This window comes from Archangium sp., from assembly GCF_036388035.1.
In the GTDB taxonomy this organism is placed as follows: domain Bacteria; phylum Myxococcota; class Myxococcia; order Myxococcales; family Myxococcaceae; genus Archangium.
Genome location: NZ_DASVSO010000884.1, coordinates 1 through 15,677, shown reverse-complemented (window position 1 = coordinate 15,677; position 15,677 = coordinate 1). Strand labels below are relative to the sequence as shown.

Below are 15,677 nucleotides of genomic sequence, written 5' to 3'. Positions count from 1 at the left end.
CCGGCCCGAATCAGACTCCCGGCCGACGCCCCCGGTCGGCACGCCCGCCGTGCGCCCCGCCTCTCCCGGGTCCGGAGCCACGCCGGCCGTGGCGCCCGTGCGGCCTCCCGTGCCCGGAGCGCCGCAGCCTCCGTCGCGTCCGACCCCGGTGGGAGTGCCTCCGGTGGGCTCCGGCGTCCGTCCGGCCGCGCCCGGTGTCCCCACGCCGCCCACGGCTCCCGCGGCGGCCCGTCCCCCTCCGCCACCCGGGACTCCGGCCGTGGGCTCCGGCGTCCGTTCGGTGATGCCTCCGGCCGCGCCCGGGGTGCCCACGGTCGCGCGCCCGCCCGGTACTCCCTCGGGGACGCGCCCTACCGTCGCGGGAGTCCCCGCCGTGGCACCCGCGCGCCCGTCCAGGCCCGGTGCTCCGGCAGTGCCTCCGGCTCCGCCCGTGCCGGGTGTGCCCCCGCCTCCGCCGGCCGTGGCCACGCCGCCCCGCCCTCCGCCGCCAACGCTCGCCACCGGCGTCGTCGCGCCGCCAGTCCCGGCTCCCACGCCGGGCTCCGGGCCGCGTCCCGCCCTCCGGCCCACCAGCCCGCTGCCAGCCGTGGCGCCCGTGGGCACCGCACCGCCGCCTCCTCCGCCCGGAGTCGCGGCCGTCCGTCCGCCGCCGCCGCCCGTCGCCGCCGTCCAGCCTCCGCCTCCGCCCGGTGCCCCGCGTCCCCCGAGCATGCCCGCCGTCGCGCCCGTGGCGCCGTCCGTCGCGCCGGTGGTGCCCGCGATGGCTCCGGTAGTGCCTCCCATCGCACCCTCCGTGGCTCCGGTGCGGCCCGGCGTGCCTCCCGCCGTTCCGCCTCCGCCTCCCGCCGCCGTCCAGCCCCCGCCTCCGCCTCCCGCGGCGTCCGGCAAGAGCATGGACCTCGACCCGGCGCGGATGGCCGAGCTCTGGCAGCGCTGCTCCCAGCTCGACCAGATGGACTACTTCGAGGTCCTCAAGCTGGAGAAGACGGCCTCTCCCTCGGACATCAAGAAGGCCTTCTACGGGGAGAGCCGCACCTACCACCCGGACCGCTACTTCCACCTGGACAACAAGGAGCTCAAGGAGCGCGTCAACGAGCTCTACAAGCGCGTCACCGAGGCCTACTACGTGCTGCGGGACGACGCGAAGCGCCGGCAGTACATGGCGAACATCTCCGGCCCCGAGCGCGCACAGAAGCTGCGCTTCTCCGAGAACTCCGAGGCCGAGACGCGCGCCGCCTCCAAGCGACAGGTGGAGGAGCAGATTGGCGTGCACCCCAAGGGGCGCCAGTTCTACCAGACGGGCGCGGCGGACGCCGACGCGGGCCGCTGGGCCTCGGCCGAGCGCAACTTGAAGATGGCGCTCACCTATGAGCCGGCCAACACCCGCTACAAGGAGAAGCTCGCCGAGGTCCAGAAGGTGCTACAGGACGAGGCGCGCAAGCAGGGCGACGCGTTCAAGATTCGCTGACGGACGCCCGGCCACGGGGGAGAGTCCATGACCATCGACCTGATCATCCTGGGGCTGGTGCTGCTGTTCGCGGTGGTGGGTGCCATCACCGGCGGGGCCCGGCAGATCGCCGGCCTGGTGGCGCTCGCGGTGGCGTGGTTCGTCTCGCGCAAGCTGGGGCCCCTCGTGGGGCCGAGGATGGCGGACGCGCTCGGCGGCGTGCCACTGCTCATCGGCGTGGTCGCCGGCTCGATGCTGCTCTTCATCGTCGTGCTGGTGGCGGTCCGCTACGCCCTCACCACGCTGCTGCGGCGACTCTTCCGCGGCAAGAACCCGGAGAACCGGGGCGTGGATGGCGGCATCGGCTTCGTGTTCGGCGGGGTGAAGGTGGCGGCCATCACCTACGTCGTGCTCAGCGCGCTCGTCTTCGCCGAGCAGCACATCGTCGTGGCGGGCAAGCGCATGGGCCTGTCCCCCAAGGACTCGCTCTGCTTCGGGCTGGCGCGCAGCTACAACCTCTTCGAGATGACGCAGTTCTCCGCCGTGAAGGACCTGGTGGCCGTGGCCCAGGTGACGACGGACCCCGAGCAGGCCCAGCGCATGGCGAACAACCCCGCCTTCAAGTCGCTGAAGAAGGACCCGCGCTTCCAGCGGGCCCTCTCGGACAAGCAGCTGCGCGAGGCGCTGGAGCGAGGTGATACGCAGGCGGTGCTGCGCAGCAACCTCGTGCTCCAGCTCCTGCAGGACCCGGACTTCGTCGCGCGACTGGGAGCCGCGTCCCGGGCCTCCCAGCGCGACGAGTGAGCCCCGGGCTCAGAGCCCGAGCTGGGCGCCCGGCTCCAGGCCCACCAGGCGAGCCCGGACGAAGCCCTCGTCCACCGTGACCTGCCGGCGGCGGTGCTCCGGTGCCTCGAACATCACGTCGGCCATGACGTACTCGAGGATGGAGCGCAGGCCGCGCGCCCCCAAGCCCTTCTCCACGGAGAAGCGCACCACCTCGCGCAGGGCCCCCTCGGCGAACTCCAGCTCGATGCCGTCCAGACTCAGCAGCTCCTTGAACTCGCGGATGATGGAGTCCGGGGGCTCGGTGAGCACGCGCAGCAGCTCCGGCTCGCCGAGCAGGTCGAGCTGCACCACCACCGGCAGGCGTCCGAGGAACTCGGCGAGGATGCCGTAGTCCACGAGCTGCTTGGTGGTGATGCGTCGGCGCAGCTTCTGGGGCTCCAGCGCCCCGAAGCCCATGGCCCGCGACTCGGCCGAGCCGCCGTACTCGTGCAGGTCCGAGAACGTGCCCGCGCAGATGAACAGGATGTCCCGGGTGTTGATGGGCACGAAGTCCCCCCGGTTCCACGCCTGCGTGACGTTCATCGGGACGAAGACCTCGCGACCCTCCAGCAGCTTGAGGAGCGCCTGCTGCACGCCCTCGCCGCCGATGTCCCGGCTCCCCGCCCCATTGCGCGCTCCCTGCGAGCGCCGGGCGATCTTGTCCACCTCATCGATGAAGATGATGCCCTGCTGGGTGTCCTCCACGGAGTGGTTGGCCTTGAAGAGCAGGTCGGCCACCATCACCTCCACGTCCTTCCCGTAATAGCCGGCCTCCGTGTACTCGGTGGCGTCCACGGTGGTGAACGGGACGGAGAGGATCTCCGCCAGATTCCGGGCAATGTGCGTCTTCCCGCTTCCCGTGGGCCCGATGAGCAGGATGTTGGACTTCTTGAGCAGCGAGGTGCGCCTCATCCGGCGCGCCTGCACGCGCTTGAGATGGTTGTGGGCGGCGATGGCCACGGCTCGCTTGGCCGCCTCCTGCCCGATGACGAACCGGTCCAGTCGCTCGTAGATCTCCCTGGGTGTCAGTAGCGGCGAATCCCTGCGTGCGGACGACTCCATGTACCCTCCCCTTCGCTCCATGCAGCCACCGAGCCTCCTAAGCGGGAAGGGTAGGAATCCGATGGAGGACAGCCCACCCATCGCGGAGGGAAGCGGGGGCGCGGTGGAAGACGCTCGGCCGCTCCCTTCGCGACCAGGGGGTTGAACCGCGAGGGGTTTCCCGGTACTTCCGCGTCCGTTCATTGTTGAACGGCTTCATCACCACTTGACCGGGAGATCAGGAACGCCGATGCCACCCATCACTCCTCCGCACCGCTGGACCCTCGCTGACGCGCAAGAGACCTACGGCATCCGCAACTGGGGCGCGCCCTACTTCGGCGTCAACGACAAGGGCCACGTGTGCGTCCACCCGGACGGTCCCTCGGCACCGAACATGGACCTGAAGGAGCTGGTGGACGAGGTGCGCCGCCGGGGCATCGGCCTGCCGCTGCTCATCCGCTTCACGGACGTGCTGCGCCACCGGGTGGTCCACCTCAACCAGGCGTTCCGCAAGGCCATCGCGGACCACAACTACAAGGGTGCGTACCAGGGGGTTTACCCCATCAAGGTGAACCAGCACCGGTACGTGGCGGAGACCATCGTCGAGACGGGCAAGCAGTTCAACTACGGCCTGGAGGCCGGCAGCAAGCCGGAGCTGCTCGCGGTGATGGCGCTGCTGGACCAGGAGGACGCGCTCGTCATCTGCAACGGCTACAAGGACGAGGAGTACGTCGAGACGGCGCTGCGCTTCTCGCGCCTGGGCCGCAAGGTCATCCTGGTGGTGGAGAAGCCCTCGGAGCTGCCCCTCATCGCCGAGGTGGCGCGCAAGATCGGGATTGCCCCGCGCATCGGCGTGCGCGTGAAGCTGTCCACGCGTGGCGCCGGCAAGTGGGAGGCTTCGGGCGGAGACCGCTCCAAGTTCGGCCTGTCCTCCTCGGAGCTGATGAGCGCCATCGGCTTCATGAAGGAGACGGGGCTGCTGCCCTCCTTCGAGCTGCTGCACTTCCACCTGGGCAGCCAGATCTCCAACATCCGCAACGTGAAGAACGCGCTGCGCGAGGTGGGCCGCTTCTTCGTGGAGGTAGCGCGCCTGGGGGCCCCGCTGAAGTACCTGGACGTGGGCGGTGGCCTGGGCGTGGACTACGACGGCTCGCAGACGAACTTCACCTCGTCCATGAACTACACCACCGAGGAGTACGCCAACGACGTGGTGTTCTCGGTGATGGAGGCGTGTGACGCCGCGGGTGTGCCCCACCCCAACCTCGTGTCCGAGTCGGGCCGCGCGGTGGTGGCGCACCACGCGGTGCTCATCGTGGACGTGCTGGGCACCAGCGAGTTCGACCCGGCCAACGTGCCGGAGAAGGTGGACGAGAAGGCGCCCTCGGTGGTGCGCAACCTGCTGTCCACCTTCAAAGAGGTGACGAACAAGAACCTGCTGGAGGCCTACCACGACGCCCAGGACTACAAGGAGGAGACGCTGACGCTCTTCTCCCTGGGGCACCTGTCGCTCGAGCAGCGCGTGGCCTCCGAGAACATCTTCTGGGCGCTCTGCCAGAAGATCATGCGGATCGCGCGTGAGTCCGGGGAGATTCCGGAGGAGCTCGAGGCGCTGGAGAAGCAGCTGTCGGACACCTACTTCTGCAACTTCTCGGTGTTCCAGTCGCTGCCGGACTCGTGGGCGATTGATCAGCTCTTCCCCATCATGCCCATCCACCGGCTCAATGAGCGGCCCTCGCGCCGCGCGGTGCTGGCGGACATCACGTGCGACTCGGACGGGAAGATCGATCACTTCATCGACAAGCGCGAGGTGAAGGACGCGCTCGAGCTGCACCCGCTCAACACGGACGACTACTACCTGGGCATCTTCCTGGTGGGCGCGTACCAGGAGATCCTGGGCGATCTGCACAACCTCTTCGGTGACACGCACGCGGTGCAGGTGTCGCTGGGGCCCAATGGCGGCTACCTGATCGACCACGTGGTGGAGGGCGATACGGTGACCGAGGTGCTCAACTACGTGAGCTACAACAAGGACGACCTCGTGGCGAAGCTGCGTCGGGCCACCGAGGTGGCGCTGCGCAACGGCCGCCTGTCGCTGGACGAGTCGCGCCAGCTCCTGCGGATGTACGAGGAAGGCCTGTCCGGCTACACGTACCTGGAGCGCGAGGTGGATGCCGCGTCCGTGGCCGGTCACGGGCAGCAGCTGCGCCTGGTGACGCCGGAGACGGGCGCCCCCAAGGCCCCCATCCCGCCCACCGGCACGGGCGCCTGAGCCTCACGGTCGAGCCAGGGCTGTAAAACGAAGCCCCGCGGCGCCCTCCGGTGCCGTGGGGCTTTCTCTTTCCTCGGACCCCACCGGTCAGACGGACGGCGCGGGCTGCTCGGCCCGAGGCCCCGGCATGACGGCCTGGAGGACCAGGCTCAGCACGACGACCAGCGCGCACCCAATCACGTTGAACCAGAGGTAGCCGATGCCGGACAGGAGGTAGAGGGCGATCACCGTCGCCTGCGAGATGAGCGCGGCGAAGAAGACGGCATTGCCTCGGACGTGCTTGACGAAGAAGGCCACGAGGAAGATGCCCAGCACGGTCCCGTAGAAGATGGACCCGAGGATGTTGACCGCCTGGATGAGGTTGTCGAGCAGCGACGCGAAGCTCGCGAAGCCGATTGCTACGAGCCCCCAGAAGACGGTGAGCACCTTGGAGGCGACGAGCACCTGGTGGTCGGAGGCGTCACGGCGGAAGATCCGCCGGTAGAAGTCGATCGTCGTCGTGGCGCCCAGGGCGTTGAGCTCACCGGCGATCGAGCTCATGGCCGCCGCCAGGATGACGGTGATGAGCAGCCCGACGAGACCGCTCGGCATCCAGTCCTTCACAAACGAGATGAAGATGTAGTCCGAGTCCTTCGTCTCGACGCCCGGCAGGGCCCGAGACACCACGGCCTTGGCCTCCTTGCGGAGCGTGTCGGCCGTCTTGGCGGTCGCCTGGAGCCGCTCGCGCGCGCTCGCCACAGCCGTCTCGTCCCCCGCCTTGCGCGCCTCCAGGTAGCGGTCGGCCTCGGTACGCTTGTCGGCCTGGACCTGGGTCCACTTCGCCTCGATCGCCGCGAACTCGTCCGCCTGCGCGCTCGCCTGGACCCGTGCGCGCAGGGGCTGGTTGAAGAGCAGCGGCGGCGCGGTGAACTGGTAGAAGACGAAGACGAGGATCCCCACGAAGAGGATGAGGAACTGCATGGGGATCTTCAGGACACCGTTGAACAGCAGCCCAAGGCGGCTCTCGGTGATGGAACGGCCCGTCAGGTAGCGGCCCACCTGGGATTGGTCGGTTCCGAAGTACGACAGCGCCAGGAAGAAGCCGCCCGTGAGGCCAGACCAGATGTTGTAGCGGTCCTGGAGGTTGAAGTCGAAGCTGACCACGTTCATGCGGCCGAGCGCTCCGGCGACATCGACGGCCTGCCCGAACGACACGTGCTCCGGCAATCGCCACACGATGACGAAGGCGGCCACGACCATGCCCCCGAGCATCACCACCATCTGCTGCTTCTGCGTCTGGCTGACGGCCTTGGAGCCCCCCGTCACCGTGTAGAGGATGACGAGCACGCCCATGCCCAGGATGGTCGGCTCGAGCGGCCAGCCGAGGATGGCCGAGAGGATGATGGCCGGAGCGTAGAGGGTGATGCCCGAGGCCAACCCGCGCTGGATGAGGAAGAGGAACGCGCCGAGCAGGCGCGTCTTCATGTCGAAGCGCGATTCCAGGTACTCGTACGCGGTGTAGACGTTCAGCCGGTAGTAGATGGGGATGAAGATGGCGCTGATGATCACCATCGCGATCGGCATTCCGAAATAGAACTGCACGAAGCGCATCCCATCCTCGTACGCCTGACCGGGAACGGAGAGGAAGGTGATGGCGCTCGCTTGCGTGGCCATGACGGCCAGGCCGATGGTGGGCCAGCGCAGCTCGTAGCCCCCGCGCAGGTAGCTGTCGGCGGTGCCGCCCCCGCCGCGCGTCTTCCACAGCCCCCACCCCACGATGAATGCCGTCGTCCCAACGAGGACCAACCAGTCGAGCAGTGTCACGCGTAGGCCCGGGTGATCGCCCAGAACAGGGCGATGAGCAGGGCAAGGGTGCCCAGCACGAAGAGGTAGATGTTGCGCCAGGATCCGAGCACGGGTGGCGCGTCGTCGAGCTCGGGGCGCGGCGCGGGGCCAGCACCCGATTCAGGAGGCTTCGAAGCGTCGGTCATTGGGCGAGGAGGTTCGCGAGCAGGCGGTAGGCGCCGGGCACACCGGCGGGAAGCTGACGGAAGAACGCGATGCCCGTGTAGACGAAGGTTCCCTTGCCGTGGCGGGCGACGAGGAGCCCCCCCCGGAGCGGCTCCTCGCCGGGGTCGTTCATGGCGAAGACGGGTTGGTAGCGCTCGTCCCACTTGGAGGCGAAGTAGAGGCCACGCTCCTGGACCCATCCCTCGAAGTCGGCGGCCGTGAGCGGGTTGGGGGCGCGCAGCAGCGGCGTCTTGGGGTCCACGGGCGTCATCGCCGCGGTCTCGTCCGTCACGCGCTCGCGGCCAATCTCCAGCGGATAGGGGCCGAGGGAAGCGTTGAGCGGGCCCACGCGGCTGTTGGTGTTGTACTGGACGAGCAGCCGCCCCCCCTTCTCCACGTACTGCATGAGCCGCTCGCGGTGGAGCGCGAGGCGCGGGTTGGCGTTGAAGGCGCGCACCCCGACGAGGATGGCCTCGAAGCGCTCGAGCTTCTCGGAGGCCAGGCGCTCCTCGGGGAGCAGCGTCACCTCATAGCCGACGGCGGCGAGGCTCTCGGCCACCCGGTCACCTGGCCCGGGGATGTATCCGAGCCGCCGCACCTTCGTAGCCAGGGTGAGGGGAACCAGGGTCGCCTCGGACGGCTGGCGGACGGCCTGCGGCGGGATGTGCTCGTGGGTCACCGAGCGGACGCGCCACGACTCGGAGCGGCCCCCCATGTCGACGACGACGCGCAGGCGGCCCCGCTCGCCCGAGCCCTTCGCCGGGGTGACCTGGAAGCGCACGGTGCGCTCGTCGCCGCGCGTGGCGAGCTGGAATGGCACCTCGGCGGGCTCGGCGCGCCAGCCGGGCGGCAGCTCGAGCCGGACCTTCCCGGCGGCATCCGCCCGGCCCGCGGCCAGCACCACCGGGACGGACTGCGCCGTGCCGTTGGGGAACATGAGGACCTCCCGTTCGAGCGTCGCCGTGACGGCCGGCACGACCTCGAAGGCCCGGTAGAGCTCGCCGCGCACCGGATCCGTCCACGCGTAGACCACCGGCCGGACCACGGACAAGCGCTTGCCGCCCACCTCATAGACGAAGGTCACCGCCAGAGCGGGCTCCCCCTCGGGCCGACCGACGAGCGCGCGATCCTGCTCGTCCAGCGTGTAGAGGCCACCCGCCACGGGCTTGCGGAGCCAGTAGGGCGTGGAGATCCGCGCATCCTCCGGGAGCGTCACCGGCCTGGAGAGCTTGAAGGGAGTCTCCCCCTTCAGGTCGGCACCCGCCGCCACGGACTCGCCGCCCGGGAGCGTCACGCTCACCAGCCGGAGCGCGGCGGGCGAGCGGTTCAGCGCCATCAGGTTCAACGCCACCTGGGTGCCCGGAACGGCCGTCGGCTCGGCCGCGCGCACCTCGAGGAACAGGCCCGCGCATGCGACCACGAGGGCCTCGGTCTCGCGCAGCTTGATGGCCTTCCACGGGTTGTCATCGGGCAGCGCCGAGAGCGCCTCGTGGACGCGCAGGAGCGCCGGGATGCTGAGGTGCGGAGCACGCGGGTCGAACCCGCTCGAGGCCTCCCCGATGGCCTGGACGACCTTCTCCGTGCCGCTCCACCGCCGCCATGAGAAGTCGAGCCCCTCGAAGAGGTCGGCCTTCGGGCGCGTCCCGGCGAGGGGCGTGAAGTACTCCAGCAGCGTGCCTCGCTCGGCCGGCACTCCGAAGCCCTGGCTCTTGTGCTGGCTGCGGCTCTCCGCCGCGATCTCTCCCCAGGAGCGTCCGAGGAGCGGGTCGTAGCCGCCAACATCCACCTTCAGGTAGGCCGACATGTCGGCATCCGGCTTCAGGTTCCAGGTCGAGACGTTGTTCAACAGCCGGTCCGCCTTCCACGGCTGGAGCGTCTGGAGCTGCTCGGGGAAGCGCGTCGGATCGGCCGCGGCCACGAAGGCCTCCTCGGCCAGGAGCGCCGAGGCGGTGTGGTGGCCGTGATTCGGCGGCTTCGTGGTGAAGCGCGTCACGATCACCTCCGGCCGGAAGCGGCGGATGGCGAGCACGACATCGGCCAGCACCTCGTCATGGCCCCAGATGCGCAGCGTCTCGTCGGCGCTCTTCGAGTAGCCGAAGTCCCTCGCCCGCGTGAACAGCTGCTCGGCGCCGTCGATGCGGCGCGCCGCGAGCAGCTCCTGCGTGCGGATGAGCCCGAGCAGCTCATCCTGCTCCGTCCCGATGAGGTTCTGCCCGCCGTCCCCGCGAGTCATCGAGAGATAGCCCGCACGAAGACCCCGGCCTCCGGCCAGCCAGGCCAGGAACCGCGTGTTCTCGTCGTCGGGGTGGGCCGCCACATAGAGCACGCTTCCCGTCACGCCGAGGCGCCGGATGCCCGCCGCGAGCTCACCCGCATGGGGCTGCCGGGGAGGTTGTGCGAGCGCCGTCGACCAGGCTCCGAGGCTCATGACCAGTGCCGTTCCGAGGATGAGCAGGTTCCGCATTCGGGCGGACCCTAACAAGGAACGAGACGGCTCGGATGCGAGGAATCCTAATGCCGGGCCCCTCCCCTTCCCCGTCGCTCCGGTGCCCCGGACTTGTTATCACCCCGAGCCGTGGCCTCCTCCTTCTCCGCCTCCTGGCTTCGCGGCGATCCGCGGGCCCTCGCATTCCTCCCCGATCGCTTCCGCCACCGGGCCGCCCGCGCCGAGGCAGTGGCCGCCGCGGCGTCGCGCTCCCTCGCCCCCGCGCTCCATGCCGCGCTCGTGGCCCGCAACGCGCGCCTCGCGCCGAGCCCCGCTCGGGAGCGCAACCTGGAGCTGCTCGCCCGCCCCGGCACCACCGCCGTGGTGACGGGCCAGCAAGTCGGCCTCTTCCTCGGGCCCCTCTTCACCCTCTACAAGGCCGCCTCCGCCATCGTCGGCGCCCGCGCACTCACCGAGGAGACAGGGCGGCCCTGCGTCCCCGTCTTCTGGCTCCAGACCGAGGACCACGACCTCCCGGAGATCGACCACTCCTTCGTCCCGCGCTGCGCCGGGGAGCCCCTGCGCGTGGCCCTCGGGCTGCCCGACGCGGCCACCTCGCGCGCCCCGGTCGCCCACCGCCGCCTGGGCGAGAGCGTCACCGGCGCGCTCGCCGCGCTGCGCGCCGAGCTGGGCACCCATCCCCAGGCGGACGAGCACCTGGGGCTCCTGGAGCGCGCCTACCGTCCCGAGGCGACGATGGCGGACGCCTTCGCCGAGGTCCTCGCGACCCTCTTCGCGGACGAAGGGCTCGTGTTCCTCGACCCGCGCGACCCGAGCCTCGCGCCGCTGGCCGCGCCGCTCCACCGCCGGGCGATAGAGGAAGCCTCGGCCATCGCCCGCGGCCTCGCTGAACGAGGCAGTGCTCTCGCCGAGGCGGGCTTCTCCGAGCAGGTCCACATCCGCCCCGGCGCGCCGCTCAGCTTCTTTTCGCCGGACGGCCTCGAGGGCCCGCGCTACCGCCTCGACCCCACGGACGTCCCGGGCACCTGGAGCCTCGTGGGCCACCCGGACGGAGCCTCCGTGACGACGGCCGAGCTCCTCTCCTGGCTCGACCGCGAGCCGCTGCGCTTCACGACCTCGGCCCTGCTGCGCCCGCTCCTCCAGGACACCTGGCTCCCCACGGCGGCCTACGTCGGCGGGCCCGGGGAGATCGCCTACTTCGCGCAGCTCGCGCCGCTGTATGCGCACCTGGGCCTCCCCATGCCGCTCACCGTGCCGCGCGCCCGCTTCCGGGTGATTGACGACCGCACGCGCCGCCTGCTCGACAAGCTCGGCCTCTCACCGGACGACATGGCCACGCCGCGTGACGAGTTGCTGGCCCGCCTCGCCGCCCGCGGCGCCGGGGAAGCCTTCGAGCCACCCGAGGCCGTCGAGGCCCGCCTCCTGGACACCTTCACCGCCGAGCTCACCCGCCTCGGCGAGCGCATGGCCACCTTCGAGCCGAGCTTCGCCAAGGCCATCTCCCGCACCGACAAGACCGTGCGCGGAGGCGTCTCCCGCTTCGTGGCCAGGTACCGCCGCGCCATCGCCCAGCGCGATCAGGTGACGGGCGAGCGCCTGGACCGCCTGCGGGCCTATCTCGTCCCGGAGGGCGCACCCCAGGAGCGCATCTACGGGCTGCCCTACTATGCGAGCCGCTTCGGGAGCCGCGCCTTCACGCGCCTCGTCCTCGACGCCTGCGAGCCCTTCTCCGGCAACCTGAAGGACCTGAAGCCATGACCTCCACTCCGGGCTACGGCCTCGAAGTCCTCGCCTTCGGTCCCCACCCCGACGACGTCGAGCTCTTCTGCGGCGGTCTCCTGGCCCGCATGGCCGACCTCGGCCACCGCACCGGCATCGTGGACCTGACGCGCGGCGAGAAGAGCTCGCGCGGCACTCCCGAGACGCGCGCCGCCGAGACCGAGGCCGCCTCCCGCGTGCTGGGACTCACGGTCCGCGAGAACCTCGGGCTGCCCGATGGGTGGATCAACCCGTGGGCCGGCTTCGAGGCCCCCGAGGCCGAGCGGGTGCGGACGGCTCCCGTGGCGCGCGTGGTCGAGGTGCTCCGCCGCCTGCGCCCCGAGCTCGTCCTCGTCCCGTGGCAGCACGAGCGCCACCCGGACCACGAGGCCACCAGCACCTTGGTGACGCGGGCGCTCTTCTTCGCCTCGGTCCGCAAGTTCGAGACGGAGCCTCCCAGCGTGCCCTTCACCCCGAGGCAGGTGCTCTACTACCCCCTGCGCCACCTCGCCGAGCCGAGCCTCGTCGTGGACGTGACGGCGAACTTCGAGCGGAAGATGGCGGCCATCCGCTGTTACGCGAGTCAGGTGGAGCCCCGGGCGGACGGTCCGCAGACCCTGGTGGGCTCGCCCCTGTCGCTCACCTCGCTGGAGGCCCGGGACGCCTTCTACGGCGCCCGCATCGGCGTGGCCCACGGAGAGCCCTACGTCCTCGCCGAGACCCTGGGCCTGACGGATCCGGTGGACCACTTCCGCCGGAATAGCTTCGCCCGGCCCCTGTTCTTCCCCGAACGCCGATGACCGACCGACTCAACCTCGCCATCACCTGCTTTCCCACCTTTGGCGGCAGCGGGATGATCGCGACCGAGATCGGCCTGGCGATGGCGGACCGGGGCCATCGTGTGCACTTCATCGCGCGTGACCTGCCGGTGCGCCTCCATGGCCTGACGCGCAAGGTGCTCTTCCACGAGGTGACCGAGAGTGACTACCCGGCGCTCTTCCACTCGGGGACGTACCCGCTGGCGCTCGCCTCCAAGATGATCGAGGTCGCCAGCTACGAGCGCCTGGACATCCTGCACGTCCACTACGCGGTGCCCCACGCCACGGCGGCCTGGATGGCCCGCGAGGTGCTGGGGGACAAGGCACCCCGCATCGTGACGACGCTCCACGGGACGGACACCACCCTCGTGGGCATCGACCCCAACTACCTGCCCATCACTCGCTTCTCCATCCTGCGCGGCGACGCGGTGACCACGCCCTCGGAGTTCCTCCGGCGCGCCACCTGGGAGGGCTTTGGCATCCCCCCGGAGACCTGCCCCATCGACGTCATCCCCAACTTCGTCGACACGGAGCGCTACGCCCCCCTGCGCGACCGGGCCCACCTGCGCCTGCTCTTCCCCGACCTGGGGGAGAACGAGCCCGTGCTCATCCACGTCTCCAACTTCCGGCCGGTCAAGCGCATCGGCGACGTGGTGTCCGTCTTCGCCGAGGTCCACCGTCGGCGGCCCTGCCGGCTGGTGATGATTGGGGACGGCCCCGAGCGCTCCCCCGCCGAGCGCAAGCTCCGGGAGCTGGGCCTCGACGACCGCGTGGCCTTCCTCGGCAAGCAGGAGAGCTTCGCCGAGCTGCTCGCCGCGGCGGATGTCTTCCTCCTTCCGAGCGAACAGGAGAGCTTCGGCCTCGCCGCGCTGGAAGCCCTGAGCTGCGGCGTTCCGGTGGTCGCGAGCAACATCGGGGGCATCCCGGAGCAGGTCGAACACGGGAAGACGGGCTACCTCGCGCCGGTGGGCGACATCTCGGCCATGGCCGACCACGCCCTCGCGCTCGTCGAGGATCCGGAGCGCTGGCGGCTCTTCTCGCGCCGCGCCCGCGAGCACGTCCTCGCGCACTTCCAGCTCGCACCGGCCATCGACCGCTACGAGGCCCTCTACCGGCGGCTCGTGGCGGGAACCTCCCACCCCTGAGGGGCGGGAGGCGCGAACCGCCGCGTGACTACTTCTTGCCCTTCCAGTCCGCGAGCGCCTTGGCGACCGCGTCCTTGAAGAAGAAGTTCGGGTCCTTCTGGCCCAGGTCCCAGGACGTCTGGGCGAACTTGCGGGCCTCGGGGACCTTGCCCGCGCGCGCCAGGATCTCCGCCTTGATCCAGTTGTTGTACCAGTGCGACTGGAGGGCGAGCGAGGCGTCCGCGTACTTCAGCGCCGTGGTGTGGTCCTTCGACGTCTCGGACACGTAGCGGGCCGCGTTGGCCAGGGAGCGCCAGGAGCCGTTCACCGTGGACTCGATGTTGGCCTGCGCATGCGCCGCCGTGTTGACCTTGATCGGCACCGAGACGCGCAGCTTCTCCCACTCCAGGTCCAGCGAGGTCTGGTCCTCGGTGGTGTTGGAGAAGAGGAACGTCAGGCGCTCGCGGTTGGGGATCTCCGCGGTGGTCGCGGGGACGCGAACGACGTCATCCTTGGCGTCATACGTCTTGCCGCCGCCGAACAGGCCGAGCTCCTTGTTCAGCGCGACCGTCCAGCCCTTCTCCGTGGGGAAGGAGACGATGGCGTAGGTGCCCGCCGGAACCGGCTGCCCGCCGAAGGTCACGTCCTTGCTGAAGGTGATCTTCGTGGAGGCGTTGGCGCCGGTCCGCCACGGCTTCTCGAAGGGGACCAGGTCTCCCCAGATCTTGCGCCCCTTCACCCCCGGGCTGGAATAGTCGACCGTGATCTCGGTCAGTCCCACGTCCTGCATCACCTTGGCCGACGGGCTCGGAGCGGGCAGCTCGAGCTGCGCCGACGCCGGCAGCGCGGCGAGAACCACGAGAGCAGACACCACACACCCGAGCAGCTTGTTCATCGTCCTCATTGCGTCCTTTCTCTCCAGGAAGGCGGAAAGCGGCCGGAATCTACAGGCCGGAGCCCCCGCCGCAAGCCTTTCGACCCACCTCAGCGTCGGCGCCAGCTCATCACCCGGGCGAGGAACACCGTGCCGAAGACGAGCACCGTGAAGGCCGCGGTGTAGCCGAGGAAGATGAGCCAGCCGGTGGTGGCCCCGGGAATGCCCACCGCGGGGCTCATGTCCTGGAACTGCGCGCCGGAGAAGAAGCCGCACGCGAGGCTCACCGGCAGGAAGACGAACACCAGGAAGCCCACCATCCGGTCGAACTGGTCCCTCTTGTACTGGTCCAGCTCCGAGGCCTGGTCCCTCATGGACTCCACCGTCTCCTGCAGCCCGTGAAGCGAGTGCCAGGCGAGGTAGCGCGCATTGAGGTCCGGATCCTCGCTCACCCGCGTGTGCCACAGCGAGTTGGTGAAGAGCATCACGTCCGAGCGGACGCTGCGCGCGGGCCGGAGGCTCTGCCAGCGCGAGGTGCGGTAGCGCTGCTCCACCTCGGCCATGCGCCGGCTCGTCTCGAAGGCCGAGTAGCGCTGGCCGATGGTGAGCAGGAAGAGGAGGAAGTCCCGATCGCTCGCGAGCGGTCCGCGCTCCTCCTCCTCGATGAGGAACTCGACCCGGGCGCCGCCCGTGGACGTGAGCCAGTGCTCCGTCTCCCCGGAGGCATCCCGGAGCAACCGCCGGCTCTCCGCCGCGGCCTCCGATGGCAGCTTCTCCAGCGAGGGCTCCGTCCCCGCGGCGAGCGCGTGGAAGAGCCCCTGCATGGAGCGCGAGTCATCGAGCATCGACGAGCGGCCCCGCGAGATGCGGTAGGCGCCGTAGACGAGCCACCGCTCGGGGCCCAGCGGCGCGAGCCAGGGCGGCAGGCCGCGCAGGGGCTCCAGGTCCCACAGCTCCCGGCCCTCCACGAGCGCCGCCTGCTCCTGGGCGAGCTCGTACAGCGAGGTCTCCTCCTTCCGGGGGCGCTCTATCCACAGGACGACGAGCCGGTTGGGGTAGACGGAGACGCGGACGTTGTGGCCCTCG

The 15,677-nt window shown here is 70.2% G+C and carries 11 protein-coding genes and 2 pseudogenes; 6 read left to right on the top strand and 7 right to left on the bottom strand.

The genetic code is table 11. The features are described from left to right. Nucleotides 1-783 (bottom strand): annotated as a pseudogene (locus tag VF697_RS36285) (hypothetical protein); the annotation flags it as partial. Between VF697_RS36285 and VF697_RS36280 the strand changes: the two are divergent. Both VF697_RS36280 and VF697_RS36275 read left to right on the top strand, forming a co-directional pair. Further along, the gene (locus VF697_RS36280) at nt 773-1,468 is read left to right on the top strand and encodes a DnaJ domain-containing protein (RefSeq protein WP_331102353.1); all 696 of its coding nucleotides are present in this window, start codon (nt 773-775) and stop codon (nt 1,466-1,468) included. The pseudogene VF697_RS36285 and the gene VF697_RS36280 sit on opposite strands and share 11 nt — an antisense overlap. A gap of 27 nt (nt 1,469-1,495) precedes the next feature. Continuing rightward, nucleotides 1,496-2,251, top strand: coding sequence for a CvpA family protein (locus VF697_RS36275; protein ID WP_331102352.1), 756 nt, complete (start codon nt 1,496-1,498; stop codon nt 2,249-2,251). Between the two features lie 9 nt (nt 2,252-2,260). Here VF697_RS36275 and clpX read toward each other — a convergent pair whose 3' ends face one another. Further along, the gene (gene clpX, locus VF697_RS36270) at nt 2,261-3,334 is read right to left on the bottom strand and encodes an ATP-dependent Clp protease ATP-binding subunit ClpX (RefSeq protein ID WP_331102350.1); all 1,074 of its coding nucleotides are present in this window, start codon (nt 3,332-3,334) and stop codon (nt 2,261-2,263) included. 229 nt (nt 3,335-3,563) lie between these two features. Here clpX and speA point away from each other — a divergent pair, with 229 nt between their 5' ends. Next, a complete protein-coding gene (speA, locus tag VF697_RS36265) occupies nt 3,564-5,582 on the top strand; it encodes a biosynthetic arginine decarboxylase (RefSeq protein WP_331102348.1) in 2,019 nt (672 codons plus the stop codon). An 87-nt stretch (nt 5,583-5,669) separates the two neighbouring features. On the opposite strand, the gene VF697_RS36260 is transcribed toward speA, so the two are convergent. The 3 genes from VF697_RS36260 to VF697_RS36250 are packed head-to-tail and all read right to left on the bottom strand — an operon-like array spanning nt 5,670 to nt 10,035. Further along, complete coding sequence (locus VF697_RS36260) at nt 5,670-7,385, bottom strand: sodium:solute symporter (RefSeq protein ID WP_331102347.1); 1,716 nt, start codon at nt 7,383-7,385, stop codon at nt 5,670-5,672. Beyond that, nucleotides 7,382-7,552: a hypothetical protein gene (locus VF697_RS36255; RefSeq protein ID WP_331102345.1), complete on the bottom strand. Its 171-nt coding sequence runs from the start codon at nt 7,550-7,552 to the stop codon at nt 7,382-7,384. Before VF697_RS36255 ends, VF697_RS36260 begins: the two co-directional genes overlap by 4 nt. Beyond that, nucleotides 7,549-10,035 (bottom strand): PIG-L family deacetylase, encoded by a 2,487-nt coding sequence (locus VF697_RS36250; RefSeq protein WP_331102343.1) that lies wholly within the window; start codon nt 10,033-10,035, stop codon nt 7,549-7,551. Before VF697_RS36250 ends, VF697_RS36255 begins: the two co-directional genes overlap by 4 nt. A 111-nt stretch (nt 10,036-10,146) precedes the next feature. Here VF697_RS36250 and bshC point away from each other — a divergent pair, with 111 nt between their 5' ends. Genes bshC through bshA form a run of 3 tightly spaced genes read left to right on the top strand, consistent with a single transcriptional unit; the run spans nt 10,147 to nt 13,738 of the window. After that, entirely contained in the window at nt 10,147-11,775 is a 1,629-nt protein-coding gene (bshC, locus tag VF697_RS36245) for a bacillithiol biosynthesis cysteine-adding enzyme BshC (RefSeq protein ID WP_331102341.1), read from the top strand. Continuing rightward, a complete protein-coding gene (gene bshB1, locus VF697_RS36240) occupies nt 11,772-12,575 on the top strand; it encodes a bacillithiol biosynthesis deacetylase BshB1 (protein ID WP_331102339.1) in 804 nt (267 codons plus the stop codon). Before bshC ends, bshB1 begins: the two co-directional genes overlap by 4 nt. Beyond that, entirely contained in the window at nt 12,572-13,738 is a 1,167-nt protein-coding gene (bshA, locus tag VF697_RS36235) for an N-acetyl-alpha-D-glucosaminyl L-malate synthase BshA (protein WP_331102337.1), read from the top strand. The genes bshB1 and bshA overlap by 4 nt, the downstream gene beginning before the upstream one ends. A gap of 28 nt (nt 13,739-13,766) precedes the next feature. Here bshA and VF697_RS36230 read toward each other — a convergent pair whose 3' ends face one another. Together VF697_RS36230 and VF697_RS36225 are read right to left on the bottom strand one after the other, a co-directional pair. Further along, the gene (locus VF697_RS36230; RefSeq protein ID WP_331102335.1) at nt 13,767-14,621 is read right to left on the bottom strand and encodes a DUF2911 domain-containing protein; all 855 of its coding nucleotides are present in this window, start codon (nt 14,619-14,621) and stop codon (nt 13,767-13,769) included. A gap of 80 nt (nt 14,622-14,701) precedes the next feature. Next, a pseudogene (locus tag VF697_RS36225) lies at nt 14,702-15,677 on the bottom strand (hypothetical protein); the annotation flags it as partial.